The following is a 17364-nucleotide window of genomic DNA, read 5'->3' as shown; positions in this document are numbered from 1 at the left end:
TGGGCGTGTGCGCCCTCATCAGCCCCTGGAACGTGCCCTTCATGACCGCCACCTGGAAGGTGGCCCCCTGCCTGGCCTTCGGCAACACCGCCGTGCTCAAGATGAGCGAGCTCTCGCCCCTGTCGGCGGCCCGCTTGGGCGAGCTGGCCCTGGAGGCCGGCATCCCCGCCGGCGTGCTCAACATCGTGCACGGCTACGGCAAGCAGGCCGGCGAACCCCTGTGCAGCCACCCCGATGTGCGCGCCATCAGCTTCACCGGCTCCACCGCCACCGGCAACCGCATCGTGCAAAGCGCGGGCCTCAAAAAGTTCAGCATGGAGCTGGGCGGCAAGAGCCCCTTCGTGATCTTTGCCGACGCCGACCTGGATCGCGCCCTCGACGCCGCCGTGTTCATGATCTTCAGCAACAACGGCGAGCGCTGCACCGCCGGCAGCCGCATCCTGGTGCAAAAGTCCATCTACGCCGACTTTGCCGCCAAGTTTGCCGAGCGCGCCCGCCGCATCACCGTGGGCGACCCGCTGGACGAGAAGACCATCGTGGGCCCCATGATCAGCCAGGCCCACCTGGCCAAGGTGCGCAGCTACATCGAGCTGGGCCCCAAGGAAGGCGCCACGCTGCTGTGCGGTGGCCTGGACCGCCCCGCCTACGCGGCCGCGCTGCCCGAGCGCGTGCAGCGCGGCAACTACGTGTGGCCCACCGTGTTCGCCGACGTGGACAACCGCATGAAGATCGCCCAGGACGAGATCTTCGGCCCCGTGGCCTGCCTGATCCCCTTCGAGGACGAGGCCGACGCCATCCGCATCGCCAACGACACGCAGTACGGCCTCTCCAGCTACGTGTGGACCGAGAACCTGGGCCGCGCCCACCGCATGGCCGCCGCCATCGAGGCCGGCATGTGCTTTGTCAACAGCCAGAACGTGCGCGACCTGCGCCAGCCCTTTGGCGGCACCAAGGCCAGCGGCACCGGGCGCGAGGGCGGCACCTGGAGCTACGAAGTCTTCTGCGAACCGAAGAACGTGGCGGTCTCGCTGGGCGCCCACCACATCCCGCACTGGGGAGTTTGATGTTCTCCCCCCTGAGTCGCCTGCGGCGCCTTCCCCCGGAGGGGGACGACACCCGTGGCCGGGCCAAGCCCGCTCCACGGTGTCTGCTGGCATGGCTTGCTCCGCAGCCTTCGGAACCAGGGGCGAGCAGACGCCGCCGATGAAGCTCGGCGTCATCACTTTTCCTTTCATCGCCCCCGACACAAGACACAACCAAAGGAGTCAACCATGGGCCAACTCGCGCTTGCCGCCAAGATCACCCACGTCCCCTCGATGTACCTCAGCGAGCTGGACGGCCCGCACAAGGGCTGCCGCCAGGCCGCCATCGATGGCCACCACGAAATCGGCCGCCGCTGCCGCGCGCTGGGCGTGGACACCATCGTGGTGTTCGACACCCACTGGTTGGTCAACTCGGGCTACCACATCAACAACGCGGCGCACTTCAAGGGCATCTACACCAGCAACGAGCTGCCGCACTTCATCAAGAACATGCCGTACGAGTACGACGGCAACCCGGCCCTGGGTGATCTGCTGGCCCGCGCCGCCACGGCGGCCGGCGTGCCCACCCGCGCCCACCCCGACACCACGCTGAACCTGGAGTACGGCACCCTGGTGCCGATGCGCTACATGAACCCCGACCGCCACTTCAAGGTGGTGTCGGTGTCGGCCCTGTGCACGGTGCACAACCTGGCCGACAGCGCCCGCCTGGGCCGCGCCCTGCGCGAAGCCGTGGAGCGCGACTACGACGGCAAGGTGGCCTTTTTTGCCAGCGGCTCGCTGAGCCACCGCTTTGCCCAGAACGGGGTGGCCGAAGAGTTCATGCACAAGATGTGGAGCCCCTACCTTGAAGAGTTCGACCACCACGTGGTCGAGATGTGGAAGAAGGGCGACTGGAAGACCTTCTGCGCCCTGCTGCCCGAGTACGCCGACAAGGGCCACGGCGAAGGTTTCATGCACGACACCGCCATGCTGCTGGGCGCCCTGGGCTGGGATGCCTACAGCGCCGGCGCCGAGGTGGTGACCCCGTTCTTCCCGAGTTCGGGCACGGGGCAGATCAACGCCATCTTCCCGGTGCAGCCCCTGACGGCCTCAACAGCGGCCTGAACCCCACAAGAAACCCACAAGGAAGCCACCCCATGCTGCCCCAATCCACCCTGGAAGCCCTGGCCCAGGAGCTCTACCACGCCCGCAAGGCGCGCACCCCGCTGCGCCACTTCTCGGCCCGCCACCCCGAGATGACGATCGCCGACGGCTACGCCATCCAGCGCGAGTGGGTCAAGCTCGAACAGGCCGATGGCCGCCGCATCAAGGGCCGCAAGATCGGCCTGACCTCGCGCGCCATGCAGCTGGCCAGCCAGATCACCGAGCCCGACTACGCGCCCTTGATGGACGACATGTTCTTTGACAACGGCACCGACATCCCGGCCGCGCGCTTCATTGCGCCACGGGTGGAGGTGGAGCTGGCCTTCATCCTCGGCAAACCCCTGAAAGGCCCTGAGGTGACGTTGTTCGAGGTGCTGTCGGCGACCGACTACGTGGTGCCCGCCATCGAGATCATCGATGCCCGCATCGAGCAGTTCGACCGCGAAAGCGGCGCCCCGCGCAAGGTGTTCGACACCATCTCCGACTTTGCCGCCAACGCGGGCGTGGTGCTGGGCGGCCGCCCCATCAAGCCGATGGATGTGGACCTGCGCTGGGTGGGCGCCCTGCTGCACAAGAACGGCGTGATCGAGGAGACCGGCCTGGCCGCCGCCGTGCTGAACCACCCCGCCACCGGTGTGGCCTGGCTGGCCAACAAGATCGCGCCGCATGGCGAGCAGCTCAATGCGGGCGATGTGGTGCTGGCGGGCTCGTTCACCCGGCCCACACCGGCCAAGGCCGGCGACGCGTTTCATGCCGACTACGGGCCGCTGGGCTCGGTGTCCTTCCGCTTTGTGTGAGGCCCCCGATGCAAGCCCTGAGCCCCAACCTGTTCAAGCGTGCCCTGCAACAGGGCCAGACCCAGATCGGCCTGTGGGTCGGCCTGGCCGACGACAACGTGGCCGAGGCCCTGGCCGGCTGCGGCTTTGACTGGCTGCTGCTGGATGCCGAGCACGGCCCCAACGATGTGCGCACCGTGCTGTCGCAGCTGCGCGCCGTGGCGCCCTACCCCGTGCACCCGGTGGTGCGCCCGGTGGAGGGCCGCACCGCCCTGGTCAAGCAGTACCTCGATGTGGGCGCCCAGACCCTGCTGGTGCCCATGATCGACAGCGCCGAGCAGGCGCGCCAGATGGTGCGCGCCATGCGCTATGCCCCGGCCGGGGTGCGCGGCATGGGCGCGGCCCTGGCGCGTGCCTCGCGCTGGAACCAGGTGCCCCAGTACGTGCACCAGGCCGACGACGAGATGTGCCTGCTGGTACAGGCCGAAACCACCGAAGCCTTGAGCCACCTGGCCGGGATCGCCCAGGTGGAAGGCGTGGACGGCGTGTTCTTCGGCCCGGCCGACCTGTCGGCCTCGATGGGCTACCGCGGCCAGGCCAACCACCCCGCCGTTCAACAGGCCATCACCGAGGGCATTGCCACCGTGCGCGCCGCCGGCAAGGCGGCCGGCATTTTGATGGCCGACCCGGTGCAGGCCCGCCACTACCTGGCCGCCGGTGCGCAATTTGTGGCCGTGGGCGTGGACACCACCTTGCTGGTGGGCGCCGCCACCGCCCTGGCCCGCAGCTTCAAACCCGCCACCGGAACCACCTCGGCTGCCGCGCCGGCCGGCAGCAGCCCCTACTGAACCACCCCACCATGCTGACCCTGCAAGACCCCAGCCTGCTGAAGCAGGCCAATCTCATCAACGGCCACTGGGTGGCCGCCCACAGCGGCGCCACCCTGCCCGTGCACAACCCGGCCACGGGCGAGCTGATCGCCCACATCCCCGATGTGGGCGCCGAGCAGACCCGCGAAGCCATCGCATCGGCCCAGGCCGCCTACCTGCTCTGGAAAGAGCGCACCGCCGAAGACCGCGCCCGCATCCTGCGCCGCTGGTTCGAGCTGATGCTGCAGCACCAGGACGACCTGGCCCTGCTGATGACCTGCGAGCAAGGCAAGCCCCTGGCCGAGGCGCGTGGCGAGATCGCCTACGCGGCCTCGTACATCGAGTGGTATGCCGAAGAGGCGCGGCGCGTTTATGGCGAGATCATCCCCTCGCCCTGGCCCGACAAGCGCCTGCTGGTCACGCGCGAGCCGGTGGGCGTGTGCGCCGCCATCACGCCCTGGAACTTCCCGGCCGCCATGATCACGCGCAAGGTGGCCCCGGCCCTGGCCGCGGGCTGCAGCATCATCGTCAAGCCCGCCACCCAGACCCCGCTGAGCGCCCTGGCCATGGCCGAACTGGCCCAGCGCGCCGGGGTGCCGGCCGGGGTGTTCAACGTGCTCACGGGCGGCGCCCGCCCCATCGGGGCCGAGCTGACCGCCAGCCCGCTGGTGCGCAAGCTGACCTTCACCGGCTCGACCGAGGTGGGCCGGCTGCTGGCCGCCCAGTGCGCGCCCACGCTCAAGAAGCTGTCATTGGAGCTGGGCGGCAACGCGCCCTTCATCGTGTTCGAAGACGCCGACCTGGACCAGGCGGTGATCGGGGCCCTGGCCTCCAAGTACCGCAACACCGGGCAGACCTGTGTCTGCGCCAACCGCTTTCTGGTGCACGACAGCGTGTACGACGCCTTTGCCGCCAAGCTGGCCGCGGCCGTGCGTGCGCTCAAGGTCGGCAACGGCCTGGAGGCCGACGTGGGCCAGGGCCCGCTGATCGACGAGCCCGCCCTGGCCAAGGTCGAAGAGCTGGTGGCCGATGCCTTGGCAGGGGGCGCCCAGGTGCTGACCGGGGGCCGGCGCCATGCGCTGGGCCGCACCTTCTACGAGCCCACCATCCTGACCGGGGTGAGCCCGGCCATGCGCCTGGCGCAAGAGGAGATCTTTGGCCCGGTGGCCCCGCTGTTCCGCTTCCACACCGAGGCCGAAGCCCTGCAGATGGCCAACGACACCGAGTTCGGCCTGGCCGCCTATTTCTACACCCGCGACTCAGCCCGCACCTGGCGTGTGGGCGCCGCCCTGCAGTACGGCATGGTGGGCATCAACTCGGGCCTGATCTCCACCGCCGTGGCGCCCTTTGGCGGCGTCAAACAGTCGGGCTATGGCCGCGAAGGCGCGCGCCAGGGCCTGGAGGAGTACCTGCACACCAAGTACCAGTGCCTGGCCTGAGGCCGGCGGCTAGCGCCGCTTTCTGATTTTTCTGCTTCCAACCCCCCTTCAATACAAGAGAGACACCATGACAACAAGCCGGAGACTTTTCATCACCCTCGCGCTGGCCGGCGCCAGCCTGCTGGCCCTGGGCGCAGCCCAGGCCCAGCCCAGCAGCTACCCCAGCAAGCCGATCCGCTGGGTGGTGGGCTACCCCGCCGGCGGGGGCACCGATTTTCTGGCCCGCACCGTGGGCGCGCAGTTGTCGCGCCAGCTGGGCCAGCCCATCCTGGTGGACAACCGCCCCGGGGCCGGCGCCTCCATCGCGGCCGACAACGTGGCCCACTCGCCAGCGGACGGCTACACCATGCTGTCGGCCGACAACGGCGTGCTGGTATACAACCCCGTGCTCTACAAGAAGCTGCCCTATGTGGCCGACAAAGACTTCGGCACCGTGGGCATGATGGGCCGCTCGCCCCTGTTGATCGTGGCCTCGCCACAGGCTGGCCTGGCCGACGCCAAGGCCTTGCTGGCCGCGCTGCAGCGCAGCCCGGGCGAACTCAGCATCGCCACCGCCGGCCAGGGCAGCCCGCACCACTTGGCGCTGGAGCTGTTCCAGCGCGAGTTCGGCGTGAAGATGCTGCACGTGCCCTACAAAGGCGGCGCCCCGGCCCTGCAGGATGTCATGGGCAACCAGGTGCCGCTGATGATGCTGGACCTGCCCAGTGGCATCAGCGCCGTCAAGGCCGGCAAGGTGGTGCCCCTGCTGGCCCTGTCGGGCGAGCGCATCCCCCAGCTGCCGCAGTTGGTCACCGCGCGTGAGCTGGGCCACCCCGCGGTCGAGGCCTACACCTGGCAAGGCCTGGTGCTGCCCTCGGCCACCCCCAAAGAGATCAACGCGCGCCTGGGCACCGAGCTGCAAAAAGCCATGGCCGATGCCGGCGTGCGCCAGAAGCTGTTCGACGCCGGCTGGGAAGCCCGCCCGGCCGACGCCGCCGACATGAACCGCCTGATCGACAGCGAGCGCAAGAAGTGGCAGCCGCTGATCAAGGCGCTGGGCATCACGCTGGATTGAGCACGGCAGGCCTCTGGCCAGTGGGGGACACGGGCACGCCTGGCACATGGGTTAGGATATTTCCATGCCCCCCCAGATCCAGTTCAGACTCCGCATCCGCCGCAACGACGAGATTGCGGTGGGCCCAGGCAAGATCAGCCTGCTGGAGGCCATTGATCGCACCGGCTCAATCTCGGCGGCCGGGCGGGAGCTGGAGATGTCTTACCGCCGGGCCTGGATGCTGCTCGACGAGATCAACCGGTCTCTCAAAGAACCCGCCGTGAGCACCGCAGCGGGCGGCCGCCAGGGCGGCGGCACCACGCTCACGCCAGTGGGCCGTGAGCTGATCCAGCGCTACCGGCAGATCGAGGCCACGGCCGAACAGGCCGCCGCGGCCGAGCTGAAAAAGCTCATCAAACTGCTGGCGCCCTGAAGCGCCGCGTCCACAGCGCTTCACCAGCCCCTTGGCTGCAACCGCCGCAGCGCGGCCGCGATGTCCTGCATGTCGTGCGCCTGCAAGACAAAGGTGACACAGGAGGCGTCGGCCAAGGTCAGGGACAGCGCCATCTCCTGCGGATTGCCCAGCACCGGCTCCAGGGCCCATTCGCCCACCTCCAGCGCCGAGCGGGGCTCCGTGCCCTGGGTGACCGCAGCACGCACCCAGACCTGGCGCCAGGGCGGCCCTGGCACGCCAGGCGGGCGCGGCCCAGCAGTCGGCAGCAACACCCCTGGCAGGTGCCGATCGGTATCCCGGTCAAGGAGCCCGTCGCAGGAAGGGGCAAGGCCATGCACGCTGTGACTCCTTGAGAGCTGATGAACCGGCTTGCAGCGCCCCAGCAGGCGCCATCGCTATGTTTTCAAGTATATAGCCAACCCTTCAATCCAGTCGGGATTGCTGACTTTTTGACGGGTGGGATACGGCCATCGCTATAGTCACAAAGACATAGCGAATCGCGTCTGATCCGCCACACCCCGGGGCCACGGCATGATGCTCAACAAACCTCTTTTCTCTGCATTGACCCAGGCCAAGCCGGCCCTGGCAGGCCTGGCCCGGCGTGATGCCTACCTGCCCTGGGTGAGCCCAGGCGAAGAGGGGGGCCCAAGCCCCACGGCCTCTCAAACCGATGGGGCGCCGGTCCGCACACGGCGCAGCCGGCTCAAGGACCTGGCATCCACCATGTACTGCTCAGTCATCGGCACCTGTCTGGGGGTCGGTGAGTTGCGCCCTCTGGTGGCCCGCTTTCAAAACGTGGCGGCAGCCGGGCTGAGCGAGCTGGACATCCACCATGGCGCCGTCGAGCTGGCCGCACAGGCGGGCGAGGGAGCCAAGGCCATCAACAAGGCCCTGGACCAGCGCCACGCCCTGGCCATCCAACGCTTCGCCCCGCTGGAGACGGCGCCCGCGCTGGCCCAGGCCTGGCGCGAGGCCGTGCAGCAGGGCGACATCGCCGGCCCCTACTGGGCCTTGTTGACCCACCCCGCCGTGACCGAGGCGCTGCGCAAGCAGGCCTTTGGCGAGGTGCACATGCTGTCGCACCTGCAAGGGGTGAGCAGCCGCGCCGACCTGGCCCGCCTGCAGGCCCTGACGCTGGAAAACAGCAGCCTGCGCGAGCAACTGGCTCAGCAACAGGAGCGCCAGCAGGTGCAGCAACAAGCCCATCAGCACACCCTGCTGCGGCTGCAGGAGCAGCTCCAGGCCCTGCAACGGCAGGCCCTGCGCCCGGCGGTGCCCGCCAGCGCCGAGCTGAGCTTGCGCACGGAGGCACTGGCCCGGCAACTCGCCCGCCTGAGCCACGAGCGGGATCGCAGCGCCCAGGCCACGAGCAGCTTGCAAAGCCAATGCCAAGGGCTGCAGACCGAGGTGATGGCCCTGCGCCAGCAGGTGCACGACGAACAGCACCTGAACCAGGCCCTGCGGGCCGAGGCCGCCGCCCTGGAGGCGGCGCTGGCCAGTGCCTCACAGCAAGCCCATGGCCAACCCGACCCTGGGCTGCTGGAGGGGGCCGGGCAGCGCGTTCTGTACGTGGGCGGGCGCCCCAGTTCGAACGGGGCCATCCGCCGCCTGTGCGACGCTGCCGGCATCGAACTGCTGCTGCACGACGGCGGCCTGGAAGACCGCAAAGGCCTGTTGCCGGCGCTGGTTCCCGGCAGCGATCTGGTGCTGCTGCCGGTGGATTGCGTTGACCACGATTCGATGAACCGGCTCAAGAAGCTGTGCGCACGCCATGGGGTGCCGTTCCAGCCGCTGCGCACCGCCGGGGTGGCCAGCTTTCTGGCGGCTCTGGCCGCGCGCTCACCCAACCGGGCCGGCACCCAGGCGCCCCGCCCCCGCCCGATCTGCCTGCGGCACGGTTGAAGCCCAGCGCGCCTGGCCCGCAGCGCAACCGGGCTGGTTACACTGGCGCCCCCACAAGACCCGGCAGCTCAGTGCGCCGCCCTGCCCCATCACCATGCACGCAGCCCCCTCCACAAAAGCCCCTGCGTTGCTGGGCGCCCTGATGACTGCGCTGATGCTCACGTTGGCCGCATTCGCCCCCCACGCCGCGCACAGCGATGAGGTCTCCAAGGGGGCTGACCCCGAGGCCTTCAGCGGCGACATCGGCCTGGGCGTGCTGCATGGCGCCAGCGGCATCCTGGGCGTGCAGGCCCGGACCAGCGTCGTGCCCTACCTGAACTTCGAAAAGGGCCGGCTGTTTGGCCGCATCGATACCTTTGGCGTCAAGACCCTGCCCCTGGGCGCAGGCCACCTGGAGCTGCTGGGCCAGGTGCGCAGCGATGGCTACAAGGGCGGCGGCTGGTCGCCGCGCAAGGACCCGGTGCCCCTGGGGCTGGGCACGCTGCAGGTCACGCCGATCGGCGCCTTCGGCCTGAATGTGCTGCACGACTTCGGCGCCTCTGGCGGCACGCTGCTGCAGGCGCGCTACCTGGCCGAGCTGCCGCTGGGGCGCCTCACGCTGTACCCCGAGCTGGGCCTGGAGCGCCAATCTGCGGCCTACACCCGCTACTACCTGGGCACCACGGCAGCCGACGCCGCCGCAGCCGGCCGCGCCTACCAGCCCGGTGCGGCCCTGAACCCCTATGTGGGCGGTCTGATCGAGCTGCCCGTGAGCGGGCCCTGGGTGCTGAACCTGTACCTGCGCCGCGTGTTCGTGGACCGCACTCTGGCCAACAGCCCCCTTGCAGGGCACGGCCACCGGGACACGGCCCTGCTGGCGCTGACCTGGCGGTATTGAGGCCTGGGCCCGGGCGCGTGGGCCAGGGTGATCAGCTCAAGCCAGGTTGCCCTGGCACAGGTACTTCCAGTGCATGTACTCGCCCAGGCCGTGCACCGAGCCCTCGCGGCCGTAGCCGGAATCCTTGACACCGCCGAAGGGCGCGGCCTCGGCGGCCAGGGCGCCTTCATTGATGCCCACGATGCCCGACTCCAGCGCATCGGCCAGACGCCAGATGCGCTTCACATCGGCTGAGTAGAAATAGGCAGCCAGGCCGAAGGGTGTGGCATTGGCCTCGGCCAGCACCTCGGCCTCGGTCTCGAAGCGGGTGATGGGGGCCACGGGGCCAAAGGTCTCTTCACAGGCGCAGGCCATGTCGGGGCGCACGTCGACCAGCACGGTGGGGGCAAAGTAGTGCGGGCCGCTGCAGCGCTCGTTGCGCACCCGATGGCCCCCCACCACCGCGCGGGCCCCCCGGGCCAGCGCATCCTGCACGTGGCGTTCGATCTTGTCGACGGCACGGGCGTTGATCATGGGGCCGATCTGGGCCGCGGCGTCGGTGGCCGGGCCCAGCACCAGGGCGCCCACGCGCTCGGCCAACAGGGCCACAAAGCGGTCGTGCACGCCGGCCTGCACATACACCCGGTTGGGGCAGACACAGGTCTGGCCCCCGTTGCGGAACTTGGCCGCCATCAAGCCCTCCACCGCGGCGGGCAGGTCGGCATCGTCGAACACGATGAAGGGCGCGTTGCCGCCCAGTTCCAGCGACAGCTTCTTGAGCGTGTCGGCCGAGCGCCGGGCCAGGTGCTTGCCGACCGGGGTCGAGCCGGTGAAGGTGATCTTGCGCACGCGCGGGTCATCCAGCCACACATCGACCACCTCGGGGGTGCGCTCGCGCGAGGCGGTGACGATGTTCAGCACCCCGGGCGGCACCCCGGCCTGCTCGGCCAGGCGCACCAGGGCCAGCGAGGTCAGGGGCGTGTCTTCGGCCGGCTTGCACACCACGGTGCAGCCTGCCGCCAGGGCGGGGGCGATCTTGCGCGCAATCATGGCGGCCGGAAAGTTCCAGGGGGTGATGGCGGCGATCACGCCCACCGGCTCCTGCACGGCCAGCATGCGGCGGCCCGGCACTGGGGCCGGGATCACCTCGCCACCGGCACGGGTGGCCTCTTCGGCAAACCACTCGATGTAGCTGGCGGCGTACTGCACCTCGCCGCGGCCTTCGGCCAGCGGCTTGCCCTGCTCGCGGCTGATCAGGCGGCCCAGGTCGTCCTCGTGCGCCAGCACCAGGTCGTTCCAGCGCTTGAGGATCTGGGCACGGCGCTTGGCCGGCACCTGGCGCCAGCTGGCGAAGGCGGCGTGTGCGGCCTCCACCGCCTGGCGGGCATCTTCGGCACCGCCATCGGGTACTTCGGCAAACACCTGGTCGGTGGCAGGGTCGGTGACGGCCAGGCGGCGGCCATCGCGGGCCTCGCACCATTCGCCGCCCAGGTAATGGCGGGCGGGCAGCAGGTCGGTGCGTTGCAGTTCAAGGTTCAAGGTCATGGCTGTGAGATCGAAAAAAATCAGGACAGGCCGCCTCGTCAGGCCGAGGTGGCCACCAGGGCGGCGATGGCCTGCCCCAGTTCGGTGGTGCTGGCCGTGCCGCCCAGGTCGGGGGTGCGCGGACCCTCGCGCAGCACGGTCTCGATGGCGGTCAGGATGGCGTCGTGGGCGGCCCGGCCCATGCCTTCGCCCCGGGTCAGGAAGTCGAGCATCAGCGCGCCCGACCAGATCATGGCGATGGGGTTGGCGATGTTGCGCCCGTAGATGTCGGGGGCCGAGCCATGCACCGGCTCGAACAGCGAGGGAAAGCAGCGCTCGGGGTTGAGGTTGGCCGAGGGCGCCAGGCCGATGGTGCCGGTGGTGGCCGGTCCCAGATCAGACAGGATGTCGCCGAACAGGTTGGTGGCCGCCACCACGTCGAAGCGCCCGGGCTGCAACACGAAGCGGGCACTGAGGATGTCGATGTGCTGCTTGTCCAGCGTCACCTCAGGGTAGTCGGCGTGCACCGCATCGGCACGCCCATCCCACCAGGGCATGCTGATGGCGATGCCATTCGATTTGGTGGCCAGTGTCAGGTGCTGGCGCGGGCGCTGGCGGGCCAGCTCGAAGGCGTAGCGCAGCAGCCGGTCGGCCCCCTTGCGCGAGAACACCGACTCCTGCACCACCACCTCGCGTTCGGTGCCGGGGTACATGATGCCGCCCAGGGCGGTGTATTCGCCCTCGGTGTTCTCCCGCACCACCAGGTAATCGATGTCGCCGGGCCGGCGCCCGGCCAGGGGGCAGGGCACGCCTTCGAACAGGCGCACCGGGCGCAGGTTCACGTATTGGTCGAACTCACGCCGGAACTGCAGCAACGAACCCCACAGCGACACATGATCAGGCACCGTGGCCGGCCAACCGACGGCACCGAAGTAGATGGCGTCCATGCCCTTGAGCTGCGCCTTCCAGTCGTCGGGCATCATCTGGCCATGCTGCACGTAGTAATCGCAGCTGGCCCACTCGAAGGTGTGGCATTCGAGGGCAAAGCCAAAGCGTTCGGCCGCCGCCAGCACCACCCGCAGGCCCTCAGGCATCACCTCTTTGCCAATGCCGTCGCCGGCAATCAGGGCGATGCGGAACGTCGGTGTCATGCAAATCCTTTCAGGGGTTGGGGGGCCCGGGCCCCGGGGTCTTGTTCGTCGAGCCAACCCTGGCGCAGTTCAGGCACCGACCGGGCCAGCAATTCGTAATAGGGGTGGTGCGGCCCACGATCGAAATCGGCCCGGGCCACCTGGGCCAGTTGGCGCCCGTGCTGCATGACCAGGATCTCGTCGCACACCGCCCGCACGGTGTGCAGGTCGTGGCTGATGAACAGGTAGGACACCCCCAGGTCACGGCGCAGATCGGCCATCAGGTCGAGCACGGCAGCGCCCACCACGGTGTCCAGGGCCGAGGTCACCTCGTCGCACAGGATCAGGTCGGGGTCGGCCGCCAGCGCCCGGGCCAGGTTGACGCGCTGCTTCTGCCCGCCCGACAGGCCGCCGGGCAGGCGCCGGGCCACAGTGCGCGGCAGGCGCACCAGGTCCAGCAGTTCGCCGATGCGCTTTTGCAGGGCCGCACCACTGAGGCCCTTGTAGAACTGCAGCGGCCGCGCCAGGATGCGCTCGATGGTCTGCGCCGGGTTGAGCGCGGTGTCGGCCATCTGGAACACGATCTGGATGCGGCGCAGCTCCTCGCGCCCGCGCTGGGCCAGCGCGGGCTTGAGCTCGCTGTTGTCGAACAGCACCACCCCCGCGCAGGGCTCGATCAGGCCGGCCACGGCGCGTGCCAGCGTGGTCTTGCCCGAGCCCGATTCGCCGATCACGCCAATCGCCTGCCCGCGGTAGAGCTTGAAGTTGATGTCCTGCAGGATCAGCTTGGCGGGCTGGCCCTGGGCGTTCTTGGGGCCATAGCCTGCGCTCAGGCCACGCACGTCCAGCAGCAGCTCGCTCTGGCCGGCCTGGGGGCCGGCCTCGCGCGGGGCCGGGCGCGCCGCCGCCAGCAGGCTGCGGGTGTAGTCGCTGTCAGGCGTGGCCAGAATGCGGCCGGTGGGGTTGATCTCCTGCAGCTCGCCATGGCGCAACACCAGGATGTGGTCGGCCATCTGGGCCACCACGGCCAGGTCGTGGCTCACGTACACCGCGGTGGCGCGGCGTTCACGCACCACACGGCGGAAGGCGCGCAACACCTCGATCTGGGTGGTCACGTCCAGCGCGGTGGTGGGCTCGTCCAGGATCACCAGATCGGGGTCGGTGATCAGGGCCATGGCCGCCATCAGGCGCTGCAACTGGCCACCCGACACCTGGTGCGGGTAGCGCGAGCCGATGGTCTCGGGCTCGGGCAGGGCCAGCTCGCGGAACAGCTGTACCGCCTTGGCCTCGGCCTCAGCCCGGCCCAGGGTCTGGTGGATCAGGGCCGGCTCGACCACCTGGTCCATCAGGGTGCGCGAGGGGTTGAACGAGGCCGCGGCACTTTGCGCGATGTAGGCCACCCGGCGGCCGCGCAGCGCACGCTGCTCGGCCGGGCTCAGGCTGAGCACGTCCTGATCACCGATGCGCACACTGCCGCCACTGATCTGGCAGCCCGGCCGGGCATAGCCCATCAGGGCCAGCGCGGTGGTGGTCTTGCCCGAACCGGACTCGCCGATCAGGGCCAGCACCTCGCCGGGCTCGATGGCAAAGCTCAAAGGGTGGACCAGGGTCTGCTCACCGGCGGTGATGCACAGGCCCTGCACGGTCACTGAAGCGCCCATCAGCGTGCTCCCCGTTCACGGGCGGCACGCCCGGGCAAGTTGTCGATGACCAGGTTGACGGCAATCGTCAGGCTGGCAATGGCCAGGGCCGGGGCGATCACCGCGGCACCTGCGTTGTGCAGGGCACCGATGTTCTCGCGCACCAGCGAACCCCAGTCGGCGGCCGGGGGCTGGATGCCCAGGCCCAGAAAGCTGAGGCCCGCCAGCAGCAGCACCACGTAGACGAAGCGCAGGCCCAGATCGGCCAGCATCGGGCCGAGGATGTTGGGCAGGATCTCGTGCAGCATGATGTAGACCTTGCCCTCGCCACGGGTGCGGGCCACCGTCACGTAGTCCAGCTCGTTGATGTTCACCGCCAGAGAGCGGGCGATGCGGAAGGCCCCGGGCACGTAGATCACCGCGGCCGTGGCCACCAGCATGGCGGCCGATGAGCCGAAGCCGGCCACCATGATCAAGGCGAACATCTTGCTCGGGATGGCGGTGAGCGTGTCCAGCACGCGGCTGAGCAGCGCATCCACCGCACCGCCGCTGGCCGCGGCCAGCAGCGCCAGCAAGGTGCCGCAACTGCTGGCCAGCACGGTGGCCAGCAAGGCCAGGCCCACGGTGTAGCGGGCGCCATCGACCACCCGCACCAGCATGTCGCGGCCCAGGTAGTCGGTGCCCAGCCAATGGCTGGCGCTCATGGGGCCGAAGACCTCGGCCGAGCCCGAGCCCAGCAACTCGCGCGGCAGCAGGTGCGGCCCCAGCAGGGCGGCCAGCAGCCACCAGGCCAGCACGGCCAGGCCCAGCAGGCCCGAGAAGCGAAAACCCAGATGCCACTTGGGCCAGCGGCGCGATCGGGGGGCCGCATCAGACAGAGGCGATGCCGCCGGTGCGGCAGGGGGTACGGAGGCGGATTCAAAGGCCATGGAAGCACCCTTTCAACGGTGGCGCAGACGCGGGTTGGCGACGATGCCGCAGACATCGGCCAGGGTCACCAGCAGGAGGTAGCCTGAGCAGAAAATCATGGCGCAGGCCTGCACCAGGGGCATGTCACGCTGCGACACCCCATCGACCATCAGCTTGGCAATGCCGGGGTAGTTGAAGATGGTCTCGACGATGATCACCCCGCCCAACAGGTAAGACAGGCTGAGGGCCACCGCATTGGCGATCGGCCCCACGGCATTGGGCAGGGCATGCAGCAGCACCAGGCGGGCCGCCGAGGCCCCCTTGAGCCGGACCATCTCGATGTAAGGCGCATCCAGCTGGTCGATCACGGCGGCGCGGGTCATGCGCATCATCTGCGCGATGATCACGCAGCACAGGCTCAGCACCGGCATGGCAAAGGCACGCAGCATCTGGCCCAGGGATTCGATGTCACTCACATACGACAGCGCCGGCAGCCAGTGCAGCTTGACGGCAAACACCAGCACCGCCAGCGTGGCCACCAGGAACTCAGGCACCGACACCACCGCCACCGCACCGGTGGAGGCCACCCGGTCCAGCCAGGAGCCGCGCCACACCGCGCAGACGATGCCCAGAGTGAGTGCGATGGGCACCGAGAACAGCGCGGTCACCGCGGCCAGCAACAGCGAGTTGGGCAGGCGGCTGCCCACCAACTCGCCCACCGGTAGGCGGGTGGTGGACGAGGTGCCCAGATCGCCGCGCACCGCCCCCCACAGCCATTTGAAATAGCGCTCGGGGCCGGGCACGTCCAGACCCATCTGGGCCCGCAGCGCGGCCAGGGCCTCGGGGGTAGCCTCCTGGCCCAGTTGCTCCTGGGCTGCGTCGCCCGGCAGCACGGCGGTGATGGCAAACACCAGCACCGACACGGCCAGCAGCGACAGCAGCGACAGGGCCACGCGCCGGGCCAGAAGCTTGAGGATCAGGGCGTTCATGGCTGCGCCTCCAAAGACTGCGGACAGGCGCGACTCATGCGTCCAGCCAGACGTTCTCGGCAAAGGAGTAGCCCATCAGGCCGCCCAGGGGAATCGGCGACAAGCCCTTGAGCTTGCTGCTGTGGCCGTCGATGCTGGCCAGGAACAGCGGGATGCCAATGCCGGCCTCCTGATGGATCAGGGTCTGCATGTCGGCATACATCTGTTTGCGCTTGCCAAAGTCGGTCTCGGCGCGCGAAGCCAGCAGCAACTGGTCGAACTTGGGGTTCTTCCAGCGCGACTCGTTCCAGGCGGCATCCGATTGGAAGAACTGGGTCAGCAACACGTCGGCGCTGGGGCGCGGGTTGACATTGCCAAAACCCACCGGGCTGTTGAGCCAGTGGTTGGACCAGTAGTCATCGGCCGGCATGCGCTTGACCTCCAGCTCCAGCCCGATGCGCTGGCCGCTTTGCTGCAGCAGCAGCGCAGTCTCCACCGAGTACATGGCCGCCGGCGAAGCAACCACCGGCACCTTGCCCGTCACGCCCGACTTCTGCAGGTGGAACTTGGCCTTGTCCAGGTCGAAGGGGCGCTGTGGCAGGCCGGCAAAATGGAAGCGGTTGGTCGGATCGATGGGCTGGTCATTGGCCAGCACCGCATGGTCCAGCGCGATGGTCTTCTTCATCAGTTCGCGGTCGAACAGGTGCTTCATGGCCAGGGCAAAGTCGGGGTTGGTGCCCGGGCCCAGATCGCGGCGCATGATCAGGTCCGAATACTGGCCCGACTGGGTGGTGAAGATGCCATAGCCTGGCGTGCTCTTGACGCGGGCCACCGAGCGCGGATCCACCGAAGCGATCAGGTCCAGCCCGCCGGAGAGCAAGGCGTTGACACGGGCGCTTTCATCGCCGATGCCCACGAACTCGATCTCATCGAGGTAGGGCTTGCCGGGCTTCCAGTAGGCCTCGTTGCGCACCACCACCGAGCGCACGCCGGGCTTGAACTCCTTGAGCTTGAAGGGGCCGGTGCCGATGCCGGCATTGAAGTCGGTGGTGCCGTCCTTGACGATGTGGAAGTGGAAGGTGCCCAGGATGACGGGCAGGTCGGCGTTGGGGGCCGTCAGCACCACGGTCACCTCGTTGGGACCGGTGGCCTTCACGCTTTCGATCTGGTCGGCCAGGGCCTTGGCCTTGGAGGCGGTGGCCGGGTCCTTGTGGCGCATCACCGAGAACACCACGTCGGCCGGAGCCAGGGCCTTGCCGTCATGGAAGCTCACGCCCTTGCGCAGGGTGAAGACCCAGGTCTTGGCGTCTTTGGTGGCATACGACTCGGCCAGCGCGGGCTGGGGCGTCAGGCTGCCGTCGAGCACAAACAGGCCGTTGTACAGCATGTTGCCGCGCGAGTAGTCGGTCTGGTTGGACTGCTTGGCCGGGTCCAGGGTGTCAGAGGCGGCTGCCGTGGCGGCCGCCACGCGAATGCGCCCGCCGCGGCGTGGCGTCTGCGCATGGGCCGTCACGGCCATGCCGGCCAGGCTGCCCGCCAGGGTGGCTTGCATGCCGCCGGCCAGCAGCATGGACAGGACATCGCGCCGGCTGGCGCCGCGGCGCAACGAATCCATCACGCGAAGGCTTTCGCCGGGACCGACAAGTTGCTTGAACTGGTTGTGGCTGTCGCTCATGGT

General features: G+C 69.0%; 16 protein-coding genes. 9 read left to right on the top strand and 7 right to left on the bottom strand.

The genetic code is table 11. The features are described from left to right. The 7 genes from L880_RS0121905 to L880_RS0121875 all read left to right on the top strand — a co-directional run. The coding region (locus L880_RS0121905) for an aldehyde dehydrogenase family protein (RefSeq protein WP_027477499.1) at positions 1-1064 on the top strand (1064 nt) is incomplete at its 5' end. A gap of 207 nt (positions 1065-1271) precedes the next feature. After that, entirely contained in the window at positions 1272-2147 is an 876-nt protein-coding gene (gene hpaD, locus L880_RS33125) for a 3,4-dihydroxyphenylacetate 2,3-dioxygenase (RefSeq protein ID WP_043330216.1), read from the top strand. A gap of 32 nt (positions 2148-2179) precedes the next feature. Further along, positions 2180-2983 carry a 2-oxo-hept-4-ene-1,7-dioate hydratase gene (gene hpaH / locus L880_RS0121895; protein WP_027477498.1) on the top strand — a complete coding sequence of 268 codons (804 nt, stop codon included), beginning with the start codon at positions 2180-2182 and terminating at the stop codon, positions 2981-2983. Positions 2984-2991: 8 nt separating this feature from the next. After that, positions 2992-3810 (top strand): 4-hydroxy-2-oxoheptanedioate aldolase, encoded by an 819-nt coding sequence (hpaI, locus tag L880_RS0121890; RefSeq protein WP_027477497.1) that lies wholly within the window; start codon positions 2992-2994, stop codon positions 3808-3810. 11 nt (positions 3811-3821) lie between these two features. Next, positions 3822-5270: an NAD-dependent succinate-semialdehyde dehydrogenase gene (locus L880_RS0121885; protein ID WP_027477496.1), complete on the top strand. Its 1449-nt coding sequence runs from the start codon at positions 3822-3824 to the stop codon at positions 5268-5270. Between the two features lie 67 nt (positions 5271-5337). Beyond that, complete coding sequence (locus tag L880_RS0121880) at positions 5338-6324, top strand: Bug family tripartite tricarboxylate transporter substrate binding protein (RefSeq protein WP_027477495.1); 987 nt, start codon at positions 5338-5340, stop codon at positions 6322-6324. A gap of 64 nt (positions 6325-6388) precedes the next feature. Next, the gene (locus L880_RS0121875; RefSeq protein WP_027477494.1) at positions 6389-6736 is read left to right on the top strand and encodes a winged helix-turn-helix domain-containing protein; all 348 of its coding nucleotides are present in this window, start codon (positions 6389-6391) and stop codon (positions 6734-6736) included. Positions 6737-6756: 20 nt separating this feature from the next. On the opposite strand, the gene L880_RS0121870 is transcribed toward L880_RS0121875, so the two are convergent. After that, positions 6757-7026, bottom strand: coding sequence for a hypothetical protein (locus tag L880_RS0121870; protein ID WP_027477493.1), 270 nt, complete (start codon positions 7024-7026; stop codon positions 6757-6759). A 262-nt stretch (positions 7027-7288) separates the two neighbouring features. Here L880_RS0121870 and L880_RS33120 point away from each other — a divergent pair, with 262 nt between their 5' ends. Both L880_RS33120 and L880_RS0121860 read left to right on the top strand, forming a co-directional pair. After that, complete coding sequence (locus L880_RS33120) at positions 7289-8659, top strand: DUF2325 domain-containing protein (RefSeq protein WP_157463021.1); 1371 nt, start codon at positions 7289-7291, stop codon at positions 8657-8659. A 94-nt stretch (positions 8660-8753) separates the two neighbouring features. Further along, the gene (locus L880_RS0121860) at positions 8754-9536 is read left to right on the top strand and encodes a MipA/OmpV family protein (RefSeq protein ID WP_169737793.1); all 783 of its coding nucleotides are present in this window, start codon (positions 8754-8756) and stop codon (positions 9534-9536) included. Between the two features lie 36 nt (positions 9537-9572). Here L880_RS0121860 and L880_RS0121855 read toward each other — a convergent pair whose 3' ends face one another. The 6 genes from L880_RS0121855 to L880_RS0121830 are packed head-to-tail and all read right to left on the bottom strand — an operon-like array spanning position 9573 to position 17361. Next, positions 9573-11054, bottom strand: coding sequence for an NAD-dependent succinate-semialdehyde dehydrogenase (locus tag L880_RS0121855; protein WP_027477491.1), 1482 nt, complete (start codon positions 11052-11054; stop codon positions 9573-9575). Between the two features lie 44 nt (positions 11055-11098). Next, a complete protein-coding gene (locus tag L880_RS0121850; protein ID WP_027477490.1) occupies positions 11099-12190 on the bottom strand; it encodes a tartrate dehydrogenase in 1092 nt (363 codons plus the stop codon). Beyond that, positions 12187-13830 carry an ABC transporter ATP-binding protein gene (locus tag L880_RS0121845; RefSeq protein WP_027477489.1) on the bottom strand — a complete coding sequence of 548 codons (1644 nt, stop codon included), beginning with the start codon at positions 13828-13830 and terminating at the stop codon, positions 12187-12189. Before L880_RS0121845 ends, L880_RS0121850 begins: the two co-directional genes overlap by 4 nt. Beyond that, a complete protein-coding gene (locus tag L880_RS0121840) occupies positions 13830-14738 on the bottom strand; it encodes an ABC transporter permease (RefSeq protein ID WP_027477488.1) in 909 nt (302 codons plus the stop codon). The genes L880_RS0121845 and L880_RS0121840 overlap by 1 nt, the downstream gene beginning before the upstream one ends. 12 nt (positions 14739-14750) lie before the next feature. Then, on the bottom strand, positions 14751-15707 hold the full coding sequence (locus L880_RS0121835) for an ABC transporter permease (protein WP_027477487.1): 957 nt from the start codon (positions 15705-15707) through the stop codon (positions 14751-14753). A gap of 34 nt (positions 15708-15741) precedes the next feature. After that, positions 15742-17361: an ABC transporter substrate-binding protein gene (locus L880_RS0121830; RefSeq protein WP_027477486.1), complete on the bottom strand. Its 1620-nt coding sequence runs from the start codon at positions 17359-17361 to the stop codon at positions 15742-15744. Between the last annotated feature and the right edge of the window lie 3 nt (positions 17362-17364).

Origin of the sequence: Curvibacter gracilis ATCC BAA-807 (genome assembly GCF_000518645.1) — a bacterium.
Lineage (GTDB): Bacteria > Pseudomonadota > Gammaproteobacteria > Burkholderiales > Burkholderiaceae_C > Curvibacter > Curvibacter gracilis.
The sequence above is the reverse complement of the archived record's forward strand: the minus strand, read 5'-3'. Positions and strand labels throughout refer to the sequence as shown.